This is a genomic window from Rhizobium laguerreae (genome assembly GCF_019778565.1).
GTDB classification, from domain to species: Bacteria; Pseudomonadota; Alphaproteobacteria; order Rhizobiales; family Rhizobiaceae; genus Rhizobium; species Rhizobium laguerreae.
In genome coordinates this window covers 292,915-318,070 of record NZ_JAAXQT010000006.1, presented here as the reverse complement: position 1 = coordinate 318,070, position 25,156 = coordinate 292,915, and the positions used below count along the sequence as shown (strand labels likewise).

Genomic DNA, 25,156 nt, shown 5'->3' with positions numbered 1-25,156 from the left:
TCTCGCTCCTTGTTGAAACCTCAGAATTCTATGTCGTCGCCCGGCAGGATATCACCTTCCTCGGATTCGGCGGCGGCCGGCGGTGTCGCCTCGCCTTCCTCCTCCGGTTCGGGCGCCCGTACGCGCACGTCGATGATCTTGGCACCGGGAAAATGTGCAAGGATTGCCGCCACGTCAGGGTCCTGGCGCGCGTCGATCACATGCTGTTCCCGGGTCCTGGCCTCCGCTTCGACAAGCGTCGGCTGGCCCTCGTCGCGGCTGAGGCTGACGATCCAATGGATGCCGGTCCATTCCTTCAGCTTGACGGCAAGCTCGTTGAGCAGCGTCGTCGGCGCACCGGGAGCCAGGCTGACGTCGAGCCGGCCGGCTTCGATACGGACCGGGCGCAGGAAGGTACGCACCATCGCCTTCAGCTTCGGATCGCGTTTCTCGGTGGCGAGGTTGACGATATCGTTGACCGAATTGACCGAGACGAGCGGCTTTAATGCTTCCGCCGGTTTTGGCTCGATCCGCCCGACAGGCATGGTCTCCGGCTGGCTGCTCGGCACGGCCCGCAGCATCGCCACCGGCGCCGAAGGCTGTGGCTGGCTCGGTGCGGTTTCCGCCGCGCGCGCCGTGACACTGTTCTGATAGGAAACCCGTGTCCCGTTGCCGCCGCTATTGCCGGACGGCGGAACCGCGGGTCGCGGGCCGGCATTGTCGCCGGAAAATTCGGCAAGCCGCCGCGCCGCGTCCTCGGGCGCCGGCAGATGCGCGGCATGCGCAAGCCGGATCAGCACCATCTCGGCGGCCCCTGCCGTCCGCGACGAGCCTTCCGTTTCCGGGATACCTTTGAGCAGCATCTGCCAGATGCGCGACAGCGTCGTCACTGCAACGCTCTTCCCAAATTCCGCCGCCTTGGTGCGCTCGACCTCGCTCAGCGAAGGGTCGTTTGCCGCATCCGGCACATATTTCAGCCGCGTCACCAGATGGGTAAAATCGGCAAGATCGGTCAGCACCACGACAGGATTGGCGCCGGCTTCGTACTGGTTCTGGAACTCGCCGAGGGCGGCGGCCACATCGCCTTTGACGATATGCTGGAAGAGATCGACGATCCGGGCACGATCGGCAAGGCCGAGCATGCCGCGCACGGCTTCCGCCTGCACGACGCCCGCGCCATGAGCGATCGCCTGGTCGAGCAGCGACAGGCCGTCGCGCGCCGAGCCTTCGGCCGCACGCGCGATCATCGCCAGCGCGTCGGCTTCAGCCTCGATGCCTTCCTTGGCCGCGATCGTCGTGAACAGCCCGACGAGATCGGAGGCGCTGATGCGGCGCAGGTCGAAGCGCTGGCAGCGCGACAGCACGGTGATCGGCACCTTGCGGATCTCGGTGGTGGCGAAGATGAACTTCACATGCTCCGGCGGCTCTTCCAATGTCTTCAACAGGCCGTTGAAAGCCTGTGTCGACAGCATGTGCACTTCGTCGATGATATAGACCTTGTAGCGCGCCGAAACCGGCCGGTAGCGCACCTGCTCGATAATCTCGCGGATATCGTCGATACCGGTATGGGAGGCGGCATCCATCTCGATCACGTCGACATGCCGGCCTTCCATGATCGCCTGGCAGTGCTCGCCCGGCGTGCGAAGGTCGATCGTCGGCTTGTCAATTTCCGATGTTTTGTAGTTCAGCGCCCGCGCCAGGATGCGCGCCGTCGTCGTCTTGCCGACGCCGCGCACGCCGGTCAGCATGTAGGCTTGCGCGATGCGGCCGGTCTCGAAGGCGTTGGTGAGGGTACGGACCATCGGCTCCTGGCCGACCATCAGGTCCGTGAAATCCTTGGGGCGGTATTTGCGAGCCAGCACTCGGTATCCGGTGCCCGTCGAGGCGGCATCTTTTGATTGTCGCTCGGTGTCGCTCATCGCCCTGCTTGTCGCCCGGATCGTCGGGCACTTCGTGGAGAGAAGGTGGGAGGCTGGCACGATGACCCGTGCCGGGCTCGTTAGGGCTGCTTCCTTCCGGACCTGACCCGGTTGGCGAGTGGCTCGTCCACCACCAACCTCCCGGATGCACATATCGGCAATATCGTCATCAAAAGCAAGCCAACATGCGAAAAAACTGCTAGTCGTAGGAAAAGACAGGAGGAATGCCCTTTGAACGGTTTCGTGCTCGACCCCAGGCTGGAAAATGACAGCGTCAGCATCATGGTCACCGGCCTCTGCGATCTGAGATTGTCGAAGGACGCCCGCTGGCCCTGGCTTATTCTCGTGCCGCGCCGGGCTGATATCACCGAAATCTTTGAGCTGACGCCGCTCGACCAGGTGCTGCTTGCCTTCGAGACGGAACTGGTCGCCAAGGCGCTGAAGAAGATCACCGGCGCGACAAAAATCAATATCGGGGCTCTTGGCAATATCGTCCGCCAGCTTCATGTTCATGTCATTGCCCGCTTCGAAGGCGATGCCAACTGGCCGGGTCCCGTCTGGGGCTTCGGGCGCGCGGAGCCCTACGAGGACGGAAAGAGAGACGAATTTACAGCGAAGCTGCGGGAAGCCCTGTCATCATGAGTCATTCGCTTTTCGATTCGAATGTGCCGCATCCGGAACCCAGCAATCTCACGGCCTTTGCCGCCAACGACCTCAACCGCGATTCCGAGCATCGCGACGAACAATCCGTCGAAAAGGCGCTGGCCAAGGAAGGCACCCATATCTTCGCCTTCACCAGGGATAAGCTGGTGCTGAAGCATGACGGCCAGGTGCTCGACCCGCTCTTTGCCCGCTACGAGCTGCAGGAATTGCAGCCGGATTGGGACGAGACCGTGCTTCTCGGTTACCGCAAGACCGGCGAGCCGCGCCTTGCCGTTCCCGTCGGCATCGACGTCGACGACCTCACCAGCCACTACAAGCCTGCCGACGGCCGCACGCTGTTTCGCGAAATGCTGATCGACGAGGTGTTGCTCGGCGAATTCGCCCAGGCCGCAAGCCTCATCCGCTGGAATGGCGACAATCGCTTCTGCGGCCGCTGCGGCTCGGCGATGGAGATCCACATCGGCGGCTACAAGCGTGTCTGCGCCGCCTGCGAACACGTGATCTTCCCCCGCACCGACCCCGTCGTCATCATGCTGACGGTCGACGAGCAGCGCGACCTCTGCCTGCTCGGCCGCAGCCCGCATTTCGCGCCGGGCATGTATTCCTGTCTCGCCGGCTTCCTCGAACCCGGCGAGACCATCGAGAACGCCGTGCGCCGCGAAACGCTGGAGGAATCGGGCATCCGCACCGGCCGTATCCGTTACCACGCCTCACAGCCCTGGCCGATGCCGCATTCGCTGATGATCGGCTGTTACGCCGAGGCGAAATCCACCGAAATCAGCCGCGACGAGACCGAGCTGGAGGATTGCCGCTGGTTCACCCGCGAGGAAACGATCGAGATGCTGGAACGCCCGAGCGCGACAGGCAAGGCCTCTCCGCCGAAAGGGGCGATCGCCCACCGCCTGATGCGCGACTGGGTGGAGTGGAAGCGCTAGCGTCATGCCCGTCGCCCGCTCCGAACGGCTGCTGACGCTGCTCCAGACGCTCCGGCGTTACCGGCGGCCGGTGACCGGCACGGTGCTGGCACAAGAGACCGGCGTCAGCCTGCGGACGCTCTATCGCGATATTGCCAGCCTCCAGGCCCAGGGCGCGATGATCGAAGGTGAAGCCGGCATCGGCTACGTGCTGAAGCCCGGCTTCATGCTGCCGCCGATGATGTTTTCCGAAGAAGAGCTGGAGGCTTTGGTACTCGGCTCGCGCTGGGTAGCCCGCGCCGCCGAGCCGCGCCTTGCCGGCGCCGGCGCCGATGCACTGGCCAAGATTGCCGCCGTGCTGCCGGCCGATATGCGCGAGATGATCGATTCGGCAGCGCTTTTCGTCGGTCCCAAACGCAGGGACGAGGACAAGGCTGACGTTTCGGCCATCCGCAGGGCGATCCGCCTGGAGCGTATTCTCGAACTGCATTATGGCGACGAGCAGGGCCGTATCTCGCGCCGCCGCGTCTGGCCTTTCGGGCTCGGCTATTACGAGCATGTGCGCGTCCTCATGGCCTGGTGCGAACTGCGCCAGGATTTTCGCCATTTCCGCACCGATCGCATCATCGATATGGCCTTGCACGAGGTGCGTTATCCGCGCCGCCGCACGGTGCTCCTCAAGGAATGGCGCGAGACGCAGGACGTGCAGATGGAGAACTGAACGCTGCTGCCATAAACTGTCAGCAGATGGAGTTATTATCAGTCTCAATCCACCAGGAAGGAGTACTGATCATGGTAATGCCTCCAGCCATTCATTTTACTAACGACCGTTTTGCGGCCGAGTCCTTTGCCGATGTCATTTCGGCCGAGACTTTTGCCGATGTCCACCAGTCAGCGCGCTCCGGCCTGCTGCACCTGGTCATGAACATTTTCCGATTTCGCAGAGGAGACCGCACCGGCCTCGACCTTGAAGCGACACCGGATTACCGGAAGCGCGACCTCGGCTTCATCGACGGACGCGATCCGCGCCGCGAGGACCGTTTTCCGCTCTAAAGCATACCGCACAAAAGTGTGCAGCGGTTTTGCGACAACGACATGCGCGACCACTTTAGGCCGCCCATCCTTATCAACATTCTGTCCGACGAATACGGGGCGTTGCGATCGCAACGCCCCGGTAGTCTGCTGCCATTCATTGTCAGCAGACGAGACCTCTCGCGGGGCAATTCGTAAACAACGGGAGAACCGAAATGACCAGCCCCAATCTCATCATTCTTTACGTCAAGGACCCGGCTGAAAGCGCCAGCTTCTACCGGAATCTGCTGAACCGCGAACCGGCCGTGGAAGCGCCGAATTTCGTCGCCTTTCCGCTTGAGGGCGGCTTCACGCTCGGCCTTTGGCGGCGCAGCAAGGTCGAGCCGCAGCCCTCCGCCATCGGCAATCGAGGCGAAGTGGCGTTCATGGTCGAAGGAGAAAATGCAGTCGCCAGGCATTATGAAGACTGGCGCCAGCGCGGTCTGCCGATCGCCCAGGAACTGACCGAACTGGATTTCGGCCCGACCTTCGTCGTGCTCGATCCCGATGGCCATCGGCTGCGTGTCTGTGAGCCGGATAAATGAATTTTGGCGCTCTGATTGTGGGGGCTTTGTCTCACAATCTCGTCGTGCCACATCCGCCCCCTCTGCCCTGCCGGGCATCTCCCCCACAGGTGGGGAGATTGGCTGGGCGCACCGGCTTCCCAAGCAATCAGCGTTGCAGCATGGCGAAACGGTAGATGAGCAGGAAGGCCAACCCACTTGTGATCTCCCTCCTTGTGGGGGAGATGCCCGGCAGGGCAGAGGGGGGTCTACTTGCACCCCTGGACCCGCTGTTTAAAGCAGGCCTCGCATCGCATGCCCCTTGTAGACGCCGAGGATGCGGACTTTCTCGGAAAAGAACCGCAGCTCCTCCAACGCCCGGCGCACGTTCGGATCGTTCGGATGGCCTTCGATATCGGCGTAAAACTGCGTCGCCACGAATTTTCCGCCGAGCTGGTAGCTTTCCAGCTTGGTCATGTTGATGTTGTTGGTGGCAAAGCCGCCGAGCGCCTTGTAGAGCGCGGCTGGAATGTTGCGGACGTTGAAGACGAAGGTGGTGACGACCTTTTCTTCCGCCGAATTCCGTTGCGCCCATTCCTCGTCGCGGGACAGGACGACGAAACGGGTCACATTGTTTTCCGTATCCTCGACATTTTCGGCGATGATCTCAAGCCCGTAGAGATCGGCGGCAAGGCGTGGCGCCAAGGCGGCCATCGAGCGGTCGCCGGTTTCCTGTACGAGTTTCGCCGCCCCCGCCGTATCGCCGGCGATCACCGGCTTCCAGCCATTGGCGCGAACGATCTTGCGGCACTGGCCGAGCGCGTGGATATGGCTGTGCACCGTGCGGATCTCGTCCTTGGTAACACCGGGCAGCACCATCAGCTGGAAGCGGATCGGCATGAAATATTCGCCGATGATGTGCAGCCGCGACTCCGGCAGCAAATGGTGGATATCGGCGACGCGCCCGGCAATCGTGTTCTCGATCGGGATCATCCCGATATCGGCGTCGCCGTTGTCGACTGCCGTAAAGGCATCTTCGAAGGTCTGGCAGGGCAACGGCTCCATGGTCGGAAACATGTCGCGGCTGGCCATATCGGAATTGGCGCCGAATTCGCCCTGGAAGGCGATCCTGTTGGTCTTGATGTTCATGATGGTTCCGTCAGTTCGACTTTGCGGAGAGGATGCGCCGCGCTTTTTCGAGGTCGGCGGGAGTATCGACACCGAGCGGAACCGTGTCAACGATCTCGGCGTCGATGCGCATGCCGGCTTCCAGCGCCCGCAGCTGCTCCAGCGATTCGCGCTTTTCGAGCGTCGAGGGGCCGAGCGAGACGAAGCGTTCGAGCGCCGCGCGCCGATAGGCATAAAGACCGATATGGTGGTAGAGCGGCCCCTGGCCGTAAGGCGCGGTCGCGCGGGTGAAGTAGAGCGCGTGCAGCCGGTTGCCGGAAATCGGCGAGCCGACGATCTTGACGATGTGCGGCGCCGCCTTGTCCTCCTCATTGTCGATTTCGGTCGTCAGCGTGCCGATATCGACCGCTTCGTTCTCGAGCGGGCGCAAGGCTGCGCGCACCGTTTCCGGATCGATCGTCGGCAGATCGCCCTGGACGTTGACGATGATTTTCGCCCTTCCCTCCGGATCGACTTTCGTCAGCGCCTCAAAGATCCGATCGGAACCCGATTGATGGTCTGCACGGGTCATGACGACTTCGAAGCCGGCGGCGGCCACGGCATCGAACACTCTTGTGTCGTCGACGGCGACGACGACGCGGCCGATGGCTGCCTCCCTGGCGCGCATCGCCACCTGCACGATCATCGGCAGACCGCAAATATCGGCCAGCGGCTTGCCCGGAAGCCGGGTGGAGGCCATGCGCGCCGGGATCAATACGAGCACGCCATCTAAATTTGAATCACTCATGGTTCAGGCCTTCTATTCCGGGCTGGAAAGTGTCAAAAAGTCTCATGCGCAAGACCATTTAGACAGTTGCAACGAACAGCCAAAAGACATAGGTTCCGCGCGATTTCAAGATGGTCCGGTTTATGATCTGCCGGCTGCAAGGGGAGCATTGCAGATGAATTCATACGTCAATACGGCCGTGGGGGCGCTGCTCGGAACGATTTTCGTTCTGATGTCTGTCTCCATCGCGTCCGAAGGGATCTTCCATTCCGAAGCACCGGAAAAGGAAGGTTTCGCGATCGTTGCCGAAGAGGCGCCTGCCGCCGGCGGTGAGGCTGCGCCTGCCGTTGCCGTTCCGATCGCGCAATTGCTCGCTTCTGCAGATGCCAAGGCCGGTGAAACTGTCTTCAAGAAGTGTCAGTCCTGTCATGACGCCACCAAAGGGGGACCGAATAAGGTCGGTCCCAACCTCTTTGGTGCCGTAGATCGCCCGATCGCCTCGCATGAAGGCTTTGCCTATTCCGCTGCCATGAAGGATTTCTCCAAGGGCGGCAGCGAGAAGTGGACCTTCGAAAACCTCAACAAGTTCCTGCTGGCGCCAAAGAAGGACATTCCAGGCACCGCGATGGGCTTCGCCGGTCTGGCGAAGGATCAGGAGCGCGCCAACGTTATCCTCTACCTGCACACGCTCGCCGATTCGCCGGTGCCGCTGCCGGATCCGAACGCCGCGACGCAGTAGCACGGCAGACAATCGCAGGACATTGAAGCCCCGGCCCGCAAGCCGGGCTTTTTCGTTGTGCGGTAACGACATGCGTAAAGCAAAGACCTCAGGCGCCGAGGAAATAGGCCCAGAGCGAGACCGTGATGGCGCCGAGCGCCGTCGTCACCGTGATCGTCGAGGCGGCGAGGCTGTGACCGACGCCGAAGCGGTTGGCGATCAGCCAGGCGTTGACGCCGGTTGGGACGGAGGAGGTCAGCACGATCGCTGCCGTCCATTCGGGGCTGAGACCGAGCAGATGGCTCGCCGCCCACACGCAGCCGGGCAGCAGCAGCAACTTCAGGCTCGAGGTGACGCTGGCGATGCCGAGATTGCCGGAGACGCCGTATCTCTCCAGCGCCATGCCGAGCGATATCAGCGCCGCCGGGCCGGCAATGCCGGCGATCTGCCCGACGACCGTTGCCAGCGTCGTCGGCATGGTGAGACCGGAAAGGTGCATGGCCATGCCGGCCGCAAGGCCGATCACCAGCGGGTTGCGCACGAGGTTGACTGCGATCTGGCGAAGCACGAGCACCATGCTGCGATCGCTTTTGCCGGCGATCTTGCGCTCTGCATGCTCCATCAGCACTGTGCCGGCGACCATCATCACGGGCAGATGCACCGCAAGCAGGATCGACAGCGCCACCAGCCCTTCGTCGCCGACGGTCCGCTCGACCAGCGGCAGACCGATGAAGATATTGTTGGCGAAGGCCGAGGAAACGCCGGCCAGCACGCCGATCCGTTCGTCGCGGCCGAAGAGGCGTGTGGCGGCGATATGGCCGGCCGTCCACGTGATGGCGACGCCCGAAAAATAGACGATCCAGAGCCGGAAGGGCGAGGCGCCATGAAAATCCGCCTCGGCGATGGTGCGGAAGAGCAGAAGCGGCACGGCGATCTTGAAGACGAATTCGCTGAGCGCTTCGCCAACATTCGACGCCATCAATCCGCTGCGCACGATCACCCAGCCGATGAGAATCAGAATGAAGACGGGAAGGACGTCGAAAATGATGGCTGACATAGGGGAGGCTGCTCTGCGCGGGGGAGTATTCGACGTCTAGCAGCAAACTGCTTGGTTTGAAAAGGCAATCGCCGTCCAATCAAGCACATCGGCAAAACAAAAAAAGCGGGCATAGCCCGCTTTTCCGCTCCGGTCTTGCCGGAAACCCGGATCACGAAGCTGCCAGTTCATCCGTGGTCAGCATCGCGCCGGTAAGATCGAAGGGGTCATCCCTCGTGCGCCCGGCTGCAACTGAAAGCTGCTCATGCCGGTCTTCTTGCGAGTATTTCTAGATATTGAAAATGACAGGGACATGACGAATAGGCGGCACTTTTGCGAAGAAATAGACAGGCCATCCACCATTTATCCTTCCAAACCGCGGAAATTTCGCTAAGACCAAACCCCGGCTATCACAAACTCCGGGACCCCTCATTTCATGACAAGATTCGATGTTCTGACAGTCGGCAACGCAATCGTGGATATCATTGCCCGTTGCGACGACCAGTTCCTCATTGACAACCAGATCACCAAAGCGGCGATGAACCTTATCGATGCCGAACGCGCCGAACTCTTGTATTCGCGCATGGGACCGGCGCTCGAAGCTTCCGGCGGCAGCGCCGGCAACACGGCGGCGGGCGTGGCGAGCCTTGGCGGCAAGGCTGCCTATTTCGGCAATGTCGCCCAAGATCAGCTCGGTGACATCTTCACACACGACATCCGCGCCCAGGGCGTCCACTACGAGACCCGGCCGAAGGGCACCTTCCCGCCGACGGCGCGTTCGATGATCTTCGTCACCGAGGACGGCGAGCGTTCGATGAACACCTATCTCGGCGCCTGCGTCGAGCTCGGCCCGGAAGACGTCGAGACCGACGTCGTGGCCGACGCCAAGGTTACCTATTTCGAAGGTTATCTCTGGGATCCGCCACGCGCCAAGGAAGCGATCCTCGATTGTGCCCGCATCGCCCATGAAAACGGCCGCGAAATGTCGATGACGCTGTCCGACAGCTTCTGTGTCGACCGTTATCGCGGCGAATTCCTCGATCTGATGCGCACCGGCAAGGTCGATATCGTCTTCGCCAATCGCCAGGAAGCGCTGTCGCTCTACGAGACCGACGATTTCGAGGAGGCGCTGAACAGGATCGCCGCCGATTGCAAGATCGCCGCCGTGACGATGAGCGAGGATGGCGCCGTCATCCTGAAGGGCCGCGAGCGTTTTTACGTCGATGCGATCAGGATCAGGGAAGTGGTCGATACGACCGGTGCCGGCGATCTTTTCGCCTCCGGCTTCCTCTATGGCTACACGCAGGGACGGTCTCTCGAGGATTGTGGCAAGCTCGGCTGCCTGGCTGCCGGCATCGTCATCCAGCAGATCGGCCCGCGCCCGATGACCTCGCTTTCCGAGGCCGCCAAACGGGCAGGGCTTATTTGAAGGCTTCGCCGGGATAGGCGCCCCAAATCTCCGACTGCGCCACCCAGCCCGAAGCGCCGTCGGATTCGGCACGGCACCAGTCGCCGTTGCATTCGCCGATCGTCAGCATCACGCCGGGTTCGAGCTTCGCGACGATCGAGGCGGAGGGCTGCGCCTCGCGGCGCAGATTGACATAAATGCCCTTGCCCTTGGTCTTCATCCACGGGGCGGCGATCGCTGCGCGCTGGCCTGACAGCAGCGACTGGTTGACCCAGCCTTCGGTGCCGTCGGCATCGCGGATGCGGCGCCAATTGTCGTATTCCTGGATGATCTCCACCGGCAGGCCGGATTTCAGGTACATCCAAGACACGGCGTAATCCGTTCCCGGACCGATGCGCAGGTTGACGCGCTTGGATTTCAGCGTGACGAAACGCGGCAATGGCAGTCCGCTTGGCCCCTTGGCCGCCTGCGCATGGGCGAACTCGACGCTTCCCATGGATGCAGCCAGAGCGATGGCAAGGGCGAGGCAGGACTTCAGGACTTTGCTGCGCATGGAAGTTTCCGTTTGCTCGAATTCGCGGGCAGGCCCGGCCTGCTCGCGCTCCGGGCTCTGACATTCCCCGGCTGCACCACGAGTTTTGTTTGTCTTCGCGTGCGGGTCTGGTAGAAAATGCCCGGAATGGGAAAATTATCACCCCTCTTGGTTAAAGACCTCTGAACAAGGCACCACAGGCAGCCATGACAGCGAAGAAAAAACCGAAGGTCTACATCACCCGCAAGCTGCCGGATGCCGTCGAAACCCGCATGCGCGAACTCTTCGACGCTGAGCTGAACATCGACGACGCGCCGCGCTCCGTTCCCGAGCTGATCGCCGCGGTCAAGACCGCCGATGTGCTGGTGCCGACCGTCACCGATCGCATCGACGCGGCGCTGATCGAACAGGCGGGACCGCAGATGAAGCTGATTGCGAGCTTCTCCAACGGCACCGATCACATCGACGTCGAGGCGGCGGCGCGCAAGGGCATCACCGTCACCAACACGCCGAACGTCCTGACCGAGGACACCGCCGATATGACCATGGCGCTGATTCTCGCTGTTCCGAGAAGGCTCGGCGAAGGTGCGCGCGTGCTGACCGACAAGCCGGGCGAATGGGCAGGCTGGTCTCCGACCTGGATGCTCGGCCGGCGCATTCACGGCAAGCGAATCGGCATCGTCGGCATGGGCCGCATCGGCACGGCGGTGGCCCGCCGCGCCAAGGCTTTCGGCCTGTCGATCCACTATCACAACCGCAAGCGCGTCAATCCGGCCGTCGAGGACGAGTTGGAGGCGACCTATTGGGAAAGTCTCGACCAGATGCTCGCCCGCGTCGACATCGTTTCGGTCAATTGTCCGTCGACGCCGGCGACCTTCCACCTGATCTCGGCCCGCCGTCTGGCGCTGCTGCAGCCGACGGCCTATCTCGTCAACACCGCGCGCGGCGACGTGGTCGATGAAGCTGCTCTGATCAAATGCCTGAGGGAGGGCCGGATTGCCGGCGCCGGCCTCGACGTCTTCGAGAACGAGCCCGCCGTCAACCCGAGGCTCATCAAGCTCGCCAATGAGGGCAAGGTCGTGCTGCTGCCGCATATGAGTTCGGCGACGATCGAAGGCCGCATCGACATGGGCGACAAGGTCATCATCAACATCCGTACTTTCATCGATGGCCATAGGCCGCCGAACCGCGTGCTGCCCGGCCGCTAAGCGCATTTAAGGATCGAATCACGCGTGGCGCATCAAGACGCAAGGACCTTGCGCATCTCGATGAACGTCGTCCTGTCAAAGCCGGGATGCGCCTTTTCGGCGGTTCTCGCAAATCCCCAGGCGGCAAAGACGGCGTGGTTGTCGGTGAGTTCGATCCGCGTTTCCAGCCGCAAAGCGGGAAGACCGAGCGCCGCAGCGGTCTCCTCGGCAATCCCCAGCAGCCGCTTGCCGAGGCCCTTGCCTTGTACCTCAGGCAGGACGGCGAGCTTGCCGACATAGAGACAATCGGCCTCTGGCCGCAGGAAGAGGCAGCCGACCAGCTTTTCGCCGTCGATGGCGACATGGCCGATCTCGGTCCCGGCCTTTTCGGCCAGTGATGCCGTCGTCAGCTTGAGCGCCGAAGATGGCGGGTCGATCCTGCCATTCATGGCGGCGAAGGCGGAAAGGATCAGCGCCAGCAGTTCATCCCAGCGCGTGAAAGTCTGATCAAGCGGAACAATCCTCATCCCACCTGTCTCTCTGTTGTACGGCGTCGTTTGTAGCGGATGGTGTCGAAGCGGGCCGAGAGCGCGTCGTAGAGCAGCAACCGTCCGACCAGTGGTTCGCCGGTGCCAGTGACGAGCTTGATCGCCTCCATCGCCATCATCGTGCCGATGACGCCGGTCAGCGCGCCGATGATGCCGGCCTCGGCGCAGGCGGGAATCAGCCCCGCTGGCGGCGCTTCCGGAAACAGGTCGCGATATCTGGGGTTGGACGTTCCATCCTCAGCCGTCTCATAGGGCTTGAGAACCGTCAGCGAGCCGTCGAACCGCCCGACGGCGCCGCTGACGAGCGGGATGCGCGCTTCTTCCGCCGCATCGGCGGCGGCATAACGCGTGTCGAAATTGTCGGAGCCGTCGATCAGCAGGTCGAAGCCGGAGAGCTGACGGCGGGCGGCCTCCGGGGAAAAGCGTTCCTCGAAGCGGATCAGTCGGACATGCGGATTGAGCCTGGCGATGGCGAAGGCGGCACTCTCCGTCTTCAATTCGCCGATCGTGCCGGAATCATGGATCACCTGGCGCTGCAGGTTCGACAACGACACCCGGTCGTCGTCGACGATACCGAGCGTGCCGATACCGGCTGCGGCCAGATATTGCAGGACCGGCGCACCGAGGCCACCGGCGCCGATCACCAGCACGCGGGCGGCTTTCAGTTTCTGCTGGCCGGCGCCGCCGATCTCGGGCAGCAGGATGTGGCGGTGATAGCGCGCGATTTCTTCCGGGCTGAGCGGTTCCATGGCGCCGATGTTATCATGACGCCCGACGCCGGGAAAAGCCGCCTCGGTCATTCGAACACCCTTCCGTCGGCCACCGTGAAAAACTGCGCCCTGTCGCCGAGTGCCGAAAACATCGCGCGATCCGTTCCGGTCATGAAGGCCTGGCCGCCGAGCCCGTCGATAAGGTCGAACAACGCGGCGCGGCGGCCCTCGTCGAGATGGGCTGCGATCTCGTCGAGCAGCAGGATTGGCGCATGGCCGGTGAGATTGCCGACGAGCCGGGCATGCGCAAGCACCAGACCGACAAGCAGCGCTTTCTGCTCGCCGGTGGAGCAACGCTCCGCCTCCATCGCCTTTTCGCGGTGATGCACGATGAGATCGGCCCGGTGCGGCCCCTCAAGCGTGCGCCCTGCGCCGGCATCGCGGTAGCGGCTCTCCGCCAGCATCGCCGCGTAGTCGTCCTCAAGGTCGACCGAGGGGCGCGAGAACTGACCGTCCATGAAGCCCGAAAGCTGCAGCGATGCCGAAGGGAAGGGCGAGCTTTCGCGGGTTTCCTCGATCAACCGGGTCAGCAGGCCGAGCATCTCCTGCCGGGCGAGCGCCATGGCGATGCCGAGGCTTGCCATCTGCTCCTCGATGCCGGCAAGCCAGGAGGGATCGAAGCGCCCTTCATCCAGCAATTTGTTGCGGCTGCGCATGGCGCGCTCGAAATCGCTGGCGCGGCGGCCATGAGCGGGATCGAGCGACAGCACCAGCCGGTCAAGAAAGCGCCGCCGGTCGGAAGAGGCGCCGGTAAAGAGGCCGTCCATCGCCGGTGTCAGCCAGAGAAGGCGCAGATGGTCGGTCAGTTCGTCGGCAGTCTTTGCCGTCGTGCCATTGATGCGCAGCCTGCGGGCGGTGGTCTCCTCGCCCGTTTCGATGCCGGTGCCGATCTCGACGTCGCCCTCCATGCCGTCGAGCGCGGCGAAGACCGAAAAGCCGCCGGCCGCGCCGACGCGGGTAATGTCGCCATAAGCCGCACGGCGCAGACCGCGGCCGGGCGATAGCAACGAGACGGCCTCCATGAGATTGGTCTTGCCGGCACCGTTGTCTCCCGTCAGCACGGCATGCCGACCATCAAGGGTAAGGGCCGCCGCCACATAGTTGCGGAAGTCTGTCAGTTTCAGACGGGAAAGAGAAACCTTGTGCGGCATAGAGTGTCCGGAATCGTAAAGCGTGACAGCTAAGCCGAAGCGGCGCTGATGGCAAGGCTGGCAGCTATTTGGCCGCGGATCGCGTACCGCCGCTGCCGCCACGCAGGACATATATTCCAGATGATCCCGTGACCGAAGTCCTTGTGTCCGACATCCTCCCCATGGCACCTTTGAAATTCTGTTAAAAATACAACCATCGGAGATGGCCTGACATCGCCAAACCCATCCGTCGACAGTCATTGCCAATGTCTTCCAGCGCCGGATATTCAAGGTTTGCTGCCATCCTCTAAGGCTACTGACGTAACGTAAAGCCCAAAAAAGTTGGTTGAATTTTGCAACTGTCGGGTTGAGTTATCCGGTGCAACCGATATGGTAAACGGACCGTTTATGTATAAGAGAGTGATGAAGTGCCAGATCCGGTTGATATTATCGTCGGTCGCAACGTCAGACAGTTTCGCGCCCTTCGCCGTGTTTCTCAGCTCGAGCTTGGCGAAGCACTCGGACTGACTTTCCAGCAGATCCAGAAATACGAAAAGGGGGCGAACCGCGTTTCCGCCAGCAAGCTGCATCAGATCGCGGTTTTTCTCGACGTCGAGATCTCTGCTCTCTTCGAGGGTGCCGGCATGTCGCCATTCGGCAGCCGCGTCGAACTCAGCCCCGACGCCTATGCGCTTGCGCTGAGCTACGACAAGCTGAACTCACCGGCAGGCAAGGAAGCGGTCAAGACCATCGTCACCCTCATGACGGGCGAAGCGGCCGAAACCGCCGCCTGATTCCACTGCAGCAGGGATCACGGTTCGCACGGAAAAGCACGACCTATTCAAGGTCTGGATGATTTCCGGACACATGCGGGTGTGCAGCAATATTGGGAGGATGACCTGCATCAGGACAAAGACCGGAAGCAGACCGCCTGATTGAGGTTCGATGCCGCGCGCTTTAGTGAATCTCGCATTCGTGCAGCGCCGTCAGCAGATCGTCCTGCGTCTGGTGGCCGGCATGATAGAGGTCGATCGCGATGCTGGCGATGGAAAGGCCTTGCTGGCTGCGAAGCTTGATGTTGCGCTCGGCGCACCATGTGTAGATGGCGCCGGCTAGAACGTCGACATCTTCGGACTGAGAGGAAAAGGCTGGCGCCATGGCTGATACCCTTGCTTTGTTTGTTCCCGCTAGCGCTAAGGACGCTCTATCACTTTGATTTGGTGAATGACCCCGAAATCGATTTCCGGCTCCCAGGGTCATGCACTGACGGCAGAGACTGAATTCATTTGGAAAACTTGCAAGCGGCATTATCTGGCTGCGTTAACGCAAGTCATCGTCCCGCCCGCCGCCGTATCGATCCGGGACAGATTCGCCGGCATGGACGGCGAATGTCGCAAATCGAGATTCCGGGAACAAAAAAACCGGAGACGTTTCCGTCCCCGGCTTCTGACATCAGCATGTCGATCGCGGCTCAGCCTTCGAAGAATTCCTTCATCCGGGCAAAGAAGCCCGTCGATTCGGGATTATTCTCCTTGGAGGAAAGCTGCTCGAATTCCTGAAGCAGTTCGCGCTGGCGCTTGGTGAGCTTTTGTGGCGTCTCGATCTGGATCTGGATGTAGAGATCGCCCGTCTGCACCGAACGCAGCACCGGCATGCCTTTGCCCTTGAGGCGGAACTGTTTGCCGACCTGGGTGCCTTCGGGCACGGTGACGCGCGACTTGGTGCCGTCGAGCGTCGCCACGTCGAAGGTGCCGCCGAGCGCGGCCGTCGTCATCGAGATCGGAACGGCGCAATAGAGATCGGCTCCGTCGCGCTGATAGAATTCATGCGGCTTCACCGACAGGAAGATATAGAGGTCGCCTGCCGGTCCACCGCGGGCCCCGGCCTCGCCTTCGCCCTGCAGCCGGATGCGGGTGCCGTCCTCGATGCCGGCGGGAATATTGACCGAGAGCGAACGCTCTTCCGTCACCCGGCCCTGGCCGTGGCACTTCGGGCACGGATCGGGAATGATCTGGCCGCGGCCGTGGCAGGTCGGGCAGGTCCGTTCGATCGAGAAGAAGCCCTGTGCCGCGCGCACGCGCCCCGTTCCCTGGCAGGTGCCGCAATTCTTCGGCTGCGTGCCGGGCTTGGCGCCCGAACCCGAACAGACGTCGCAGGTGATCGACGTCGGAACGCGGATCTGCGCCGTCTTGCCGGAGAAAGACTCCTCCAGCGTTATTTCCATGTTGTAGCGAAGATCGGCGCCGCGTTCGCGGCCGCCCGACGAGCGCTGGCGCGCGCGCCCTCCACCCATCATCTCGCCGAAGATATCCTCGAAAATGTCGGAGAAACCGCCGCCGGCAAATCCGCCGCCACCGCCGCCCATGCCGCCATGCTCGAAGGCCGCATGACCATACCGGTCATAGGCCGCCCGCTTCTGCGGGTCCTTGAGCATCTCGTAGGCTTCGTTGATTTCCTTGAACTTCCGTTCGGCGTCCTTGTCATCCGGGTTCTTGTCCGGATGGTATTTCATCGCCAGTTTGCGAAAGGCGCTCTTCAGCTCTTTCTCGTCCGCCGACTTGGCTACACCCAGAGTTTCGTAAAAGTCCGCTTTTGCCATTAAGGATTAAACCCCGGAAATGGATTTCCGGCTGCCATGGTGAGCAGCCGGATCAGATGTTGAAGCATAACCACGCCGTCGCGGATTACGCGGACTTCTTGCGGTCGTCGTCCTTGATTTCCTCGTAGTCGGCATCGACGACATTGTCGCCGCTTTCCGCGGAGGCATCGCCAGCAGCGCCGCTTTCGGCCTGCTGTGCTTCATAGATCGCCTGGCCGAGCTTCATCGACACTTCCATCAACGTCTGGGTCTTGGCCTTGATGTCGTCGGCATCGGGCTCGGACGCTTCCGACGCCGTCTTCAGCGCAGCGATCGCATCCGAGATCGCGGTGCGGTCGGCCTCGGAAACCTTGTCGCCGTAATCCTTCAGCGACTTTTCCGAGGAATGGATCAGGCTTTCGGCCTGGTTCCGGGCTTCGACGGCCTCGCGGCGTTTCTTGTCCTCGGTGGCATGGGCTTCGGCATCCTTCACCATCTTCTCGATGTCGGCGTCGGAAAGACCGCCGGACGCCTGGATGCGGATCTGCTGTTCCTTGCCGGTGCCCTTGTCCTTGGCCGAAACCTGGACGATGCCGTTGGCGTCGATGTCGAAGGTGACTTCGATCTGCGGCATGCCGCGCGGCGACGGCGGCAGACCGACGAGGTCGAACTGGCCGAGCAGCTTGTTGTCGGCAGCCATTTCACGCTCGCCCTGCGAGACGCGGATGGTCACGGCCTGCTGGTTGTCTTCGGCGGTCGAAAACGTCTGGCTCTTCTTCGTCGGGATCGTCGTGTTGCGTTCGATCAGGCGGGTGAAGACACCACCGAGCGTCTCGATGCCGAGCGACAGCGGCGTCACGTCGAGGAGCAGGACGTCCTTGACGTCGCCCTGCAGAACGCCGGCCTGGATGGCGGCGCCAAGCGCTACCACTTCATCAGGGTTGACGCCCTTGTGCGGCTCCTTGCCGAACAGCTGCTTGACGACTTCCTGTACCTTCGGCATGCGGCTCATGCCGCCGACGAGAACCACTTCGTCGATTTCGGCAGCAGTGACGCCGGCATCCTTGAGCGCTGCCTTGCACGGCGCGATCGTGCGCTGGACGAGATCGTCGACCAGGCTTTCGAGCTTGGCGCGAGTCAGCTTCAGCGTCAGATGCTTCGGGCCGGAGGCGTCGGCCGTGATGAACGGCAGGTTGATTTCGGTCTGCTGCGAGGACGAAAGCTCGATCTTTGCCTTTTCCGCAGCTTCCTTGAGGCGCTGCAGGGCAAGCTTGTCGTTCTTCAGGTCAATGCCGTTGTCTCTCTTGAACTCGGCAACGAGATATTCGACGAGACGCATGTCGAAGTCTTCACCGCCGAGGAAGGTATCGCCGTTGGTGGACTTCACTTCGAAGACGCCATCACCGATCTCGAGGATCGAAATATCGAAGGTGCCGCCGCCAAGGTCGTAGACGGCAATCGTCTTGCCTTCTTTCTTGTCGAGACCGTAGGCGAGGGCCGCAGCAGTCGGCTCGTTGATGATGCGCAGGACTTCAAGACCGGCTATGCGGCCGGCATCCTTGGTAGCCTGGCGCTGCGCGTCGTTGAAGTAGGCGGGAACGGTGATGACGGCCTTCTCGACCTTCTCGCCGAGATAGGATTCGGCAGTTTCCTTCATCTTCTGAAGGATCATCGCGGAAATCTGTGCGGGCGAGTAGCCCTTGCCATTGGCTTCGACCCAGGCGTCGCCATTGTCGCCCTTGACGATGGTGAAGGGAACGAGGTGCTTGTCCTTCTCGACGGTCGGATCTTCGTAGCGGCGGCCGATCAGGCGCTTGACAGCAAAGAGCGTATTCGTCGGGTTGGTGACTGCCTGGCGCTTGGCCGGCTGGCCGACGAGGCGTTCGCCATCATCGGAAAATGCCACCATGGAAGGGGTCGTACGCGCACCTTCTGCGTTCTCGATGACCTTCGCGTCCTTGCCGTCCATAACTGCGACGCAGGAATTCGTCGTTCCGAGGTCGATACCAATTACTTTTGCCATGTCATTCTCTCCTTGAAGCAAGCTGTGGGAACCCCGAGAAGGCATTTCCCTGACAGCCCCTTACGGGATGGGTCTACTTAAGATTACGCAATCGTGATTGCGGTGATGCGGCGTATATAAGGAGCGGTTTTCTGGACTGCAAGGCGAGAAATGGCCCGGAATCCAGCAAAACGAATGTGTTGCATTCAATTTTGACAGTAGCCGGGAAAGAGGTCGCCCTATGTCCGGAAACCGGCCGATGTCTGAAGCATGTCGCGCAAAACCGCGTAGCGTTTTTGCGACAACGACATGCGTAAAACAAGGACCTCAAGCGCGAGGCGCGAATCCGAAAAATTATGGCGCGCTTTAGAGCATCGGGCGTGCGCCGGGCATGTAGCAAAGATCTCACTGGCCCATGATCAGATCGAGCAGCGTCGTGCGCCGCGGCTGGACGGAAGAGGTCGTCTGCGCGCCCCCGACATCCCCAGGCGGAACCATGCCCTCATAGTTCGAACCCCCGCCTTCGGCAATGTCTGCAGGAGGAACCGGGCCATTGCCGGAGCTCGCCGCCTGCTGCCGGGCAGGCGCTTGCGGATAGCGGTTTGCATCGTCGTCACCGCCGAAGACGCCGGAAATGATGCCGCCGATCGTCGACGGCGGCGCCTCGGCCGTCATCGGTTGTCCGCTGCCCAGCTGCCCATCGGCCGGTGCCTGCGCCATCGGCTGACCATTGTTCGGATCGGCGATCAACTGGCCGTTGCCGAAGAGCGGGGCCGGCGAAAGACCCTTGTGGGCGGCGATCATGAATTCCTTCCAGGCCTTGGCCGGCAAGCCGCCGCCGGTCACTTTCTTCATCGGCTTGCCGTCGTCATTGCCGAACCAGACCCCGGTGGTGAGATTGCTGGTGAAGCCGACGAAGAGCGCGTCGCGCGAATTCTGGGTGGTGCCGGTCTTTCCCGCTGCCTGCCAGCCGGGGATCTTGGCGCTCTTGCCGGTGCCGTTGTCGATGACACCCATCATCATCGCATCCATCTGGGCGACGATCTGCTCGGACAGCACGCGCGGCGGGCTGTCATAGGTATTTTCGTAGAGAACCTTGCCCTCGGCGGTCGTCACCCGGCGAATGACGTGCGGCGTCGCCTTGTAGCCGCCGTTCATGAAGGCGGCATAGGAGGCGGTGAGTTCCATCAGCGACACCTCGGACGTGCCGAGGGCGATCGAGGCGTTCGGCTGCAGCTCGCTTTCGATGCCGAGCCGGTGGGCAAGCTTGATCACCTGATCCGGCCCGTCATACATCACCAGCTGGGCGGCCACCGTGTTCAGCGACTTGGCAAGCGCGGTCGCCAGCGTCACTTCGCCATTGTATTTTTTCTCGTAATTTTCGGGCGTCCAGTCGCCGATCCGGATTGGCGCGTCGTTAAACACCGAATAGGGTGTCAGCCCCTTCTCGAGTGCTGCGGCATAGACGAAGGGCTTGAACGAGGAACCCGGCTGGCGTTTGGCCTTGACGGCGCGGTTGAACTGGCTCGTCGCATAGTCCCTGCCGCCGACCAGCGCCCGGATCGCACCGGTGCCGTCGATCGAGACCAGGGCCGCCTGCGAGGCGTCGAGCTTGCCGCCCTCCTTGTCGAGTACGTCGACCAGCGATTGCTCGGCCTTCTTTTCCAGCGACTTGTCGATGGTCGTATCGACGATGACGTCTTCCTTGACGTCGCCGATCAGACCCGGCAGCGCGTCCATCACCATGTCGGCGACATAGTGCCCGGCGCCCGACCAGTAGCTCTTGGCCGAAGCCGGGGTCTGCGACATCGCCGTCTTGACCTCGGAATCGGTGAGGAAGCCCTGTTCGCGCATCGCCGCGAGCACGAGTTGGGCGCGTGCATTCGCAGCTTCCGCATCGCGGGCCGGCGAAAGCCGCGACGGCGCCTTGAGCAGGCCGGCGAGCACCGCGGCCTCGCCGAGGTTTACGTCACGCGCCGATTTGTTGAAGTAGCGGCGCGAGGCTGCCTCGACGCCATAGGCGTTCGATCCAAAGAATACCCGGTTGAGATACATCGCCAGGATCTGGTCCTTGGTGTATTTCTGTTCCAGCCAGAGCGAGAGCAGCACCTCCTGCACCTTGCGTTCCAGCGTTCTTTCAGGCGAGAGGAAGAGGTTCTTGGCAAGCTGCTGGGTCAGCGTCGAGCCACCCTGGACCATGTGGCCAGCGGTGAGGTTGGTCACGATCGCCCGGCCGAGGCCGAGCGGGTCAACGCCGAAATGCGAATAGAAACGCCGATCCTCGATGGCGATGACGGCTTCCGGAACATAGGGCGACATGTTTTCGAGCGACAGCGCCTCGCCGCCGGTGGCACCGCGATTGGCGATGACGCTGCCGTCGACAGCGGTGATCTTGACGTTCGGCGGCCGCTCCGGGATCGCCCATGTGCTGGCGCTCGGCATGCGCGAGCCATAATAGACCACGAGCCCGGCAACGCCGATGCCGGCCCAGATGAAAAGCACGACGCACCAGTAGATCATGCGGCGCATGAAGCCGAACAACCCGCCGCCTTCACGCTCCCGCGGCTCGCGCCGCCGCCGTGGGGCGGGACGCTGCGGCGGGGGTTTCGAGTTGCCGCGGCGCGGAGATCGGCCTCCGGCGATGCGATCGTCGGCATCCAGCGAGAATTCGTCATCGTCGCGTGCCGGGCGGCCGCTGAAGGAGGGTTCTATTCTGTCGCCTGATCTGCCTCTGCCTGCCATCGGACCGGTCACACCCCATGTTCGATCGCGAAGCCAACTTCGCATAACGGCGCTCTTCTCCAGCGCCGCGCGTCTTTTCAGGCGCGCAAAGGACGCTGGAGCACTTTGAGTGCCGCCGTGATCATCCGACTGAACTGTAAATGCGGCGATTTAACGGGGTGTTAATAATGGAAAGCAAAGGAGATCGCGCCGCTTGTCAAAACTGGCGGGCTTCGTAGTCGTCGAGCGTTTCCGGGTCCTGCTTATATTCCCACTCGCCCAGGTGAAAGCGGCGCCAGATCTGGCCGGAAGGGTTGAGGTTAGCCCCATCGGTGAGGCGCACAGGTAGGATAGGGTTGTGTTTATGCCAAACGGTAACATCTGTGGCGGCCGCCCGAGGGGCGAAAAGCCCGAAGAAAGCCAGGTAGTCTTGCGTCATTAGGGTCCAGCCTCGAACGGATCAAGATTGATCCGCAACTTCACAAAAATGCAATAAACAATCCCGCAAAACAAGAGCATCGCGGTGGCCTCACATCAAATTGTCGGTGACCGCATTCTAGGGTCGATGCTTCCCCTGTCTAGCGCTCGCCGGCGAAGCAGCATGCGTCATGAAAACAAAAACCTGAGGTGCGTCACGTGAATCACGTGCGATACGACGCCATTACCAAGCCATGCGCCTTTTCGAGAGGCGTAAATGACGCTGTAACACTTTGAATTACTGCACAATTCTTTCCTTAAGTCGATTCCGATTCAAGGAATTATGCAGAAGGTGGAACCAATAGGCTTCGCGATTGTTTATGAAGAAGCGGGACAACCCCTCACGTCCCGCGAATGATCGGCCGTCTCCCCTCAACGCGTGCCGATCGACATCAGGCCCGGTGCATCCCCCCAAGGGAGCGCCGGGCTTTTTCTTGGGTGTTTGCCCTTGGCAAACCTCGGAAGAGGACGGCGCTGCCGTCCCCCTTCTCATTCGTCGCAGGAGGGATCGCCGGGGCGGCAATCAAAATCCCTACGGTCTGGCCTGCGGTCATCGCCCCTGCGGTCGTCCCCTTGCCGGTCACCTCTTTGGAGATCGCCCCTTTGCAGATCGCCCCGTTGCCGATCGCCCCGTTGATTGTCGTCGCGCCAGTCACGATCTCGGTCGCGCCCATCTCGGTCGCGATCCCGCTCACGCCAGCTCCGGTCGCGATCCCGGTTATCCCGATCGCGGTCGCGATCTCGATTGTCGCGGTCGCGGTAGTAATAGTCCGGGCCGCGGCTCCAGCGGTCACGTTCGCGATAGAAATCGCGGTTGCGGTAGTAGCGGTCCCAATAATTGTCGACGCTGAAGCGAATCATCGGAATGCCGAGCGGGCGGTAATATTGCGGGCCGACATAGACGCGGCGCTGCTGATAGAGGGCCTGCACGTACTGGCCGGAAACCCAGCCGCGGCCGCCGTAGAACTCGACGTCGCACCAGTTGACGTCGGAAAGGCATCCGCGAATCTCGATGGAAGAACCGGCCGGGATGACCGCGACGGCAGGATAACGGGTACTTGGACCCGCACGCATGTTGACGTTCGCCGTCGAGTAGCCCTCGGCAGCCTCCGCTATGGCAGGCGCCAGCATAAGCAGGCCGGCGGCTGCGATTTTAACAAAGAGATTTTTCACGCTTCTCAGTCCTTGTTGGCACGTTTTTCAGGCAGCGTTTGGCGGCGTTTCAATGGCATATGCCACTGAAACAAAAGATAGAGCGATCGCCCGCAGGTGTTTAGGGCGGTGTCATTCATCTTATCTTTCAATGGCTTATATGTTGCTCGCGATGAACGCAGCTTGAACGGCGAAATGTCAGTCAGCGCTCGGAGCCGCGAGTGGTGCTTCCGACAAGGGCGGCACTGTTAACGGCCCGTTAACCTTTCGGCGGCAGTCTCATTGCAATACCTGCTTGCTCCTTGACCACGGATGAACTGGCACTGAGGTGAGCGGATGACGAAAGGCCGGGTCGAACCGGCCTTTTTGTTTTTTGCGATTTTGCTTGGCACGCCGGCATGGCAGGCCGTTCAGGCAGCGAGCGCCTGAAGGATCCGCACCCAGGAGCGGATGCCCTTGTGGTAGGAGATAAGCTCGTATTTCTCGTTCGGCGAGTGGATGCGATCGTCGCTGAGGCCGAAGCCGACGAGCAGCGATTCCATGCCGAGCATCTTCTGGAAATCGCCGACGATGGGGATCGACCCACCCATGCCGATGACGATGGCGGGTTTCGGCCACTCGTCGGAAAGCGCGTTCTTCGCCTTGGTGAGAACAGGCGAATCATAGGAAAGATGAATCGCCGGCGAGCCGCCATGCGGATGGAACTCGACCGAGCAATCGGCGGGAATCTTCGCGCTGATATAGCTGCGGAAAGCCTCGCGGATGGCGGCCGGATCCTGCGTGCCGACGAGGCGGAACGAAACCTTCGCCGAAGCCTTGGCGGCGATCACCGTCTTGAAGCCTTCGCCGGTATAGCCACCCCAGATACCGTTGATTTCGGCGGTCGGCCGTGCCCAGGTGAGTTCCAGCACCGAGCGGCCTTTTTCACCCGATGGAATGGAAAGGCCGACTTCGCCGAGGAAGCTCTCCGCGGTCTTGCCGAGCGTCTCCCATGACGCCTTGATGTTGTCGGGCGTTTCCTCGACGCCGTCATAAAAGCCGTCAAGCGTGATGCGCCCCGTCTCGTCGTGCAGTCCGGCAAGAGCCTCGACGAGAATATGGATCGGATTGGCGGCCGCGCCGCCGAAAAGACCGGAATGCAGGTCGCGGTCGGCGGCCGTCACGACCACTTCCTCGCCGACGAGGCCGCGCAGCGCTGCGGCGATTGCCGGCGTGTCGCGGTCCCACATGCCGGTATCGCAGACCAGCGCATAATCGGCCTTGAGCTCGGCGGCATTGGCTTCGAGGAAGGGCTTCAGGGAGGGCGAGCCGGACTCCTCCTCGCCCTCGAAGAGGATGGTGACGCGGCAGGGAAGCGCGCCGTTGATCTCCTTATAGGCGCGGCAAGCCTCGACAAAGGTCATCAACTGGCCTTTGTCGTCGGAGGTGCCGCGGCCGGTCAGGATCTTGCGGCCCTCGCCGACATCCTTGATCGATGGCTCGAAGGGGTCGTTTTCCCAGAGCTCGATCGGGTCGACCGGCTGAACGTCGTAATGGCCGTAGAAGAGAACATGCGGCGCATCGGCGGAAGCGCCGGCATGGTGGGCGACCACCATCGGATGGCCAGGCGTATCGCGCACGGAGGCCGCAAAGCCGAGCGTCCCGAGATAGCTGACGAGCCATTCGGCGGCCTTTCGGCATTCGGCTTTATAGGCGGGGTCGGTGGAAATCGACTGGATGCGCAGAAGCTCGAACAGGCTTTCGAGACTCGTGGAAAGGTTCTGATCCGCGCGCGCAAGCACCTGTTGTACATCCGTCATTTTCGACTCCTTTTTGAAATTCGGCCGGACGATAGACCAAACCCGAAAGGCAGGCGAGGCGGAAAAAACGAAAATCGGCGGTGCGAAAGACGCCCAGGTCAGTATCGGGGTCAAGAATATCGCCGAACATTATAGAAGAAGTTTCTAATTCAATT

At 61.7% G+C, this 25,156-nt stretch carries 24 protein-coding genes and 1 other RNA gene; 9 read left to right on the top strand and 16 right to left on the bottom strand.

The window, feature by feature from the left end; translation table 11 throughout:
* Positions 1–20: 20 nt before the first annotated feature.
* Positions 21–1,898 carry a DNA polymerase III subunit gamma/tau gene (locus HFO71_RS20380; RefSeq protein ID WP_131640072.1) on the bottom strand — a complete coding sequence of 626 codons (1,878 nt, stop codon included), beginning with the start codon at positions 1,896–1,898 and terminating at the stop codon, positions 21–23.
* Between the two features lie 45 nt (positions 1,899–1,943).
* Positions 1,944–2,040, bottom strand: an RNA gene (gene ffs / locus HFO71_RS20375) — signal recognition particle sRNA small type.
* A gap of 89 nt (positions 2,041–2,129) precedes the next feature.
* Between ffs and HFO71_RS20370 the strand changes: the two genes are divergently transcribed.
* The 5 genes from HFO71_RS20370 to HFO71_RS20350 all read left to right on the top strand — a co-directional run bounded on the left by HFO71_RS20370 (position 2,130) and on the right by HFO71_RS20350 (position 5,091).
* Positions 2,130–2,540 carry an HIT domain-containing protein gene (locus HFO71_RS20370; RefSeq protein WP_131640071.1) on the top strand — a complete coding sequence of 137 codons (411 nt, stop codon included), beginning with the start codon at positions 2,130–2,132 and terminating at the stop codon, positions 2,538–2,540.
* On the top strand, positions 2,537–3,496 hold the full coding sequence (gene nudC, locus HFO71_RS20365) for an NAD(+) diphosphatase (RefSeq protein WP_131640070.1): 960 nt from the start codon (positions 2,537–2,539) through the stop codon (positions 3,494–3,496). Before HFO71_RS20370 ends, nudC begins: the two co-directional genes overlap by 4 nt.
* Positions 3,497–3,500: 4 nt before the next feature.
* Complete coding sequence (locus HFO71_RS20360; RefSeq protein ID WP_077977152.1) at positions 3,501–4,196, top strand: helix-turn-helix transcriptional regulator; 696 nt, start codon at positions 3,501–3,503, stop codon at positions 4,194–4,196.
* Positions 4,197–4,267: 71 nt separating this feature from the next.
* Complete coding sequence (locus HFO71_RS20355) at positions 4,268–4,528, top strand: hypothetical protein (protein WP_131640069.1); 261 nt, start codon at positions 4,268–4,270, stop codon at positions 4,526–4,528.
* A 194-nt stretch (positions 4,529–4,722) separates the two neighbouring features.
* Positions 4,723–5,091 carry a VOC family protein gene (locus HFO71_RS20350; protein ID WP_017962745.1) on the top strand — a complete coding sequence of 123 codons (369 nt, stop codon included), beginning with the start codon at positions 4,723–4,725 and terminating at the stop codon, positions 5,089–5,091.
* Positions 5,092–5,343: 252 nt separating this feature from the next.
* Here HFO71_RS20350 and HFO71_RS20345 read toward each other — a convergent pair whose 3' ends face one another.
* Positions 5,344–6,198 (bottom strand): prephenate dehydratase, encoded by an 855-nt coding sequence (locus HFO71_RS20345; RefSeq protein ID WP_003544355.1) that lies wholly within the window; start codon positions 6,196–6,198, stop codon positions 5,344–5,346.
* 10 nt (positions 6,199–6,208) lie between these two features.
* Positions 6,209–6,964 carry a 3-deoxy-manno-octulosonate cytidylyltransferase gene (locus HFO71_RS20340; protein ID WP_131640068.1) on the bottom strand — a complete coding sequence of 252 codons (756 nt, stop codon included), beginning with the start codon at positions 6,962–6,964 and terminating at the stop codon, positions 6,209–6,211.
* A 154-nt stretch (positions 6,965–7,118) separates the two neighbouring features.
* Between HFO71_RS20340 and HFO71_RS20335 the strand changes: the two genes are divergently transcribed.
* Positions 7,119–7,682 (top strand): c-type cytochrome, encoded by a 564-nt coding sequence (locus tag HFO71_RS20335; protein WP_077977700.1) that lies wholly within the window; start codon positions 7,119–7,121, stop codon positions 7,680–7,682.
* 88 nt (positions 7,683–7,770) lie between these two features.
* Here HFO71_RS20335 and HFO71_RS20330 read toward each other — a convergent pair whose 3' ends face one another.
* Positions 7,771–8,718 (bottom strand): AEC family transporter, encoded by a 948-nt coding sequence (locus HFO71_RS20330; protein WP_062944866.1) that lies wholly within the window; start codon positions 8,716–8,718, stop codon positions 7,771–7,773.
* Between the two features lie 415 nt (positions 8,719–9,133).
* Between HFO71_RS20330 and HFO71_RS20325 the strand changes: the two genes are divergently transcribed.
* Positions 9,134–10,126, top strand: coding sequence for an adenosine kinase (locus HFO71_RS20325; protein WP_131621031.1), 993 nt, complete (start codon positions 9,134–9,136; stop codon positions 10,124–10,126).
* Here HFO71_RS20325 and HFO71_RS20320 read toward each other — a convergent pair.
* Entirely contained in the window at positions 10,119–10,658 is a 540-nt protein-coding gene (locus HFO71_RS20320) for an SH3 domain-containing protein (protein ID WP_011649962.1), read from the bottom strand. The two genes, HFO71_RS20325 and HFO71_RS20320, sit on opposite strands and share 8 nt — an antisense overlap.
* A gap of 185 nt (positions 10,659–10,843) precedes the next feature.
* Between HFO71_RS20320 and HFO71_RS20315 the strand changes: the two genes are divergently transcribed.
* The gene (locus HFO71_RS20315) at positions 10,844–11,845 is read left to right on the top strand and encodes a 2-hydroxyacid dehydrogenase (RefSeq protein WP_011649963.1); all 1,002 of its coding nucleotides are present in this window, start codon (positions 10,844–10,846) and stop codon (positions 11,843–11,845) included.
* A 32-nt stretch (positions 11,846–11,877) separates the two neighbouring features.
* Here HFO71_RS20315 and HFO71_RS20310 read toward each other — a convergent pair whose 3' ends face one another.
* The 3 genes from HFO71_RS20310 to recF are packed head-to-tail and all read right to left on the bottom strand — an operon-like array spanning position 11,878 to position 14,293.
* Entirely contained in the window at positions 11,878–12,351 is a 474-nt protein-coding gene (locus tag HFO71_RS20310) for a GNAT family N-acetyltransferase (RefSeq protein WP_131640067.1), read from the bottom strand.
* Positions 12,348–13,172, bottom strand: coding sequence for a molybdopterin-synthase adenylyltransferase MoeB (locus HFO71_RS20305; protein ID WP_131640066.1), 825 nt, complete (start codon positions 13,170–13,172; stop codon positions 12,348–12,350). Before HFO71_RS20305 ends, HFO71_RS20310 begins: the two co-directional genes overlap by 4 nt.
* A complete protein-coding gene (gene recF, locus HFO71_RS20300) occupies positions 13,169–14,293 on the bottom strand; it encodes a DNA replication/repair protein RecF (protein WP_131640065.1) in 1,125 nt (374 codons plus the stop codon). The genes HFO71_RS20305 and recF overlap by 4 nt, the downstream gene beginning before the upstream one ends.
* 407 nt (positions 14,294–14,700) lie before the next feature.
* Here recF and HFO71_RS20295 point away from each other — a divergent pair, with 407 nt between their 5' ends.
* Positions 14,701–15,066, top strand: coding sequence for a helix-turn-helix domain-containing protein (locus HFO71_RS20295; RefSeq protein WP_003544369.1), 366 nt, complete (start codon positions 14,701–14,703; stop codon positions 15,064–15,066).
* A 163-nt stretch (positions 15,067–15,229) separates the two neighbouring features.
* On the opposite strand, the gene HFO71_RS20290 is transcribed toward HFO71_RS20295, so the two are convergent.
* From HFO71_RS20290 to HFO71_RS20260, 7 genes are all read right to left on the bottom strand, one after another.
* The gene (locus HFO71_RS20290) at positions 15,230–15,430 is read right to left on the bottom strand and encodes a hypothetical protein (RefSeq protein ID WP_072640061.1); all 201 of its coding nucleotides are present in this window, start codon (positions 15,428–15,430) and stop codon (positions 15,230–15,232) included.
* A 313-nt stretch (positions 15,431–15,743) separates the two neighbouring features.
* Entirely contained in the window at positions 15,744–16,871 is a 1,128-nt protein-coding gene (dnaJ, locus tag HFO71_RS20285) for a molecular chaperone DnaJ (protein ID WP_011649969.1), read from the bottom strand.
* A gap of 85 nt (positions 16,872–16,956) precedes the next feature.
* Entirely contained in the window at positions 16,957–18,873 is a 1,917-nt protein-coding gene (gene dnaK / locus HFO71_RS20280; RefSeq protein WP_072640060.1) for a molecular chaperone DnaK, read from the bottom strand.
* Positions 18,874–19,257: 384 nt separating this feature from the next.
* Positions 19,258–21,594 (bottom strand): transglycosylase domain-containing protein, encoded by a 2,337-nt coding sequence (locus HFO71_RS20275; protein WP_131661779.1) that lies wholly within the window; start codon positions 21,592–21,594, stop codon positions 19,258–19,260.
* 196 nt (positions 21,595–21,790) lie between these two features.
* Positions 21,791–22,012 (bottom strand): hypothetical protein, encoded by a 222-nt coding sequence (locus HFO71_RS20270; protein WP_027682216.1) that lies wholly within the window; start codon positions 22,010–22,012, stop codon positions 21,791–21,793.
* 527 nt (positions 22,013–22,539) lie between these two features.
* A complete protein-coding gene (locus HFO71_RS20265; protein ID WP_077977161.1) occupies positions 22,540–23,223 on the bottom strand; it encodes an SH3 domain-containing protein in 684 nt (227 codons plus the stop codon).
* A 389-nt stretch (positions 23,224–23,612) separates the two neighbouring features.
* Complete coding sequence (locus HFO71_RS20260; protein WP_131661776.1) at positions 23,613–25,001, bottom strand: dipeptidase; 1,389 nt, start codon at positions 24,999–25,001, stop codon at positions 23,613–23,615.
* Positions 25,002–25,156 lie beyond the last annotated feature (155 nt).

Coding starts and splice junctions, on each gene's coding strand:
- HFO71_RS20380 (WP_131640072.1), bottom strand. CDS start 1,898: ATGAGCGACACCGAGCGACAATCAAAAGATGCCGCCTCGACGGGCACC.
- nudC (WP_131640070.1), top strand. CDS start 2,537: ATGAGTCATTCGCTTTTCGATTCGAATGTGCCGCATCCGGAACCCAGC.
- HFO71_RS20360 (WP_077977152.1), top strand. CDS start 3,501: ATGCCCGTCGCCCGCTCCGAACGGCTGCTGACGCTGCTCCAGACGCTC.
- HFO71_RS20355 (WP_131640069.1), top strand. CDS start 4,268: ATGGTAATGCCTCCAGCCATTCATTTTACTAACGACCGTTTTGCGGCC.
- HFO71_RS20350 (WP_017962745.1), top strand. CDS start 4,723: ATGACCAGCCCCAATCTCATCATTCTTTACGTCAAGGACCCGGCTGAA.
- HFO71_RS20345 (WP_003544355.1), bottom strand. CDS start 6,198: ATGAACATCAAGACCAACAGGATCGCCTTCCAGGGCGAATTCGGCGCC.
- HFO71_RS20340 (WP_131640068.1), bottom strand. CDS start 6,964: ATGAGTGATTCAAATTTAGATGGCGTGCTCGTATTGATCCCGGCGCGC.
- HFO71_RS20335 (WP_077977700.1), top strand. CDS start 7,119: ATGAATTCATACGTCAATACGGCCGTGGGGGCGCTGCTCGGAACGATT.
- HFO71_RS20330 (WP_062944866.1), bottom strand. CDS start 8,718: ATGTCAGCCATCATTTTCGACGTCCTTCCCGTCTTCATTCTGATTCTC.
- HFO71_RS20325 (WP_131621031.1), top strand. CDS start 9,134: ATGACAAGATTCGATGTTCTGACAGTCGGCAACGCAATCGTGGATATC.
- HFO71_RS20320 (WP_011649962.1), bottom strand. CDS start 10,658: ATGCGCAGCAAAGTCCTGAAGTCCTGCCTCGCCCTTGCCATCGCTCTG.
- HFO71_RS20315 (WP_011649963.1), top strand. CDS start 10,844: ATGACAGCGAAGAAAAAACCGAAGGTCTACATCACCCGCAAGCTGCCG.
- HFO71_RS20310 (WP_131640067.1), bottom strand. CDS start 12,351: ATGAGGATTGTTCCGCTTGATCAGACTTTCACGCGCTGGGATGAACTG.
- HFO71_RS20305 (WP_131640066.1), bottom strand. CDS start 13,172: ATGACCGAGGCGGCTTTTCCCGGCGTCGGGCGTCATGATAACATCGGC.
- recF (WP_131640065.1), bottom strand. CDS start 14,293: ATGCCGCACAAGGTTTCTCTTTCCCGTCTGAAACTGACAGACTTCCGC.
- HFO71_RS20290 (WP_072640061.1), bottom strand. CDS start 15,430: ATGGCGCCAGCCTTTTCCTCTCAGTCCGAAGATGTCGACGTTCTAGCC.
- dnaJ (WP_011649969.1), bottom strand. CDS start 16,871: ATGGCAAAAGCGGACTTTTACGAAACTCTGGGTGTAGCCAAGTCGGCG.
- dnaK (WP_072640060.1), bottom strand. CDS start 18,873: ATGGCAAAAGTAATTGGTATCGACCTCGGAACGACGAATTCCTGCGTC.
- HFO71_RS20275 (WP_131661779.1), bottom strand. CDS start 21,594: ATGGCAGGCAGAGGCAGATCAGGCGACAGAATAGAACCCTCCTTCAGC.
- HFO71_RS20270 (WP_027682216.1), bottom strand. CDS start 22,012: ATGACGCAAGACTACCTGGCTTTCTTCGGGCTTTTCGCCCCTCGGGCG.
- HFO71_RS20260 (WP_131661776.1), bottom strand. CDS start 25,001: ATGACGGATGTACAACAGGTGCTTGCGCGCGCGGATCAGAACCTTTCC.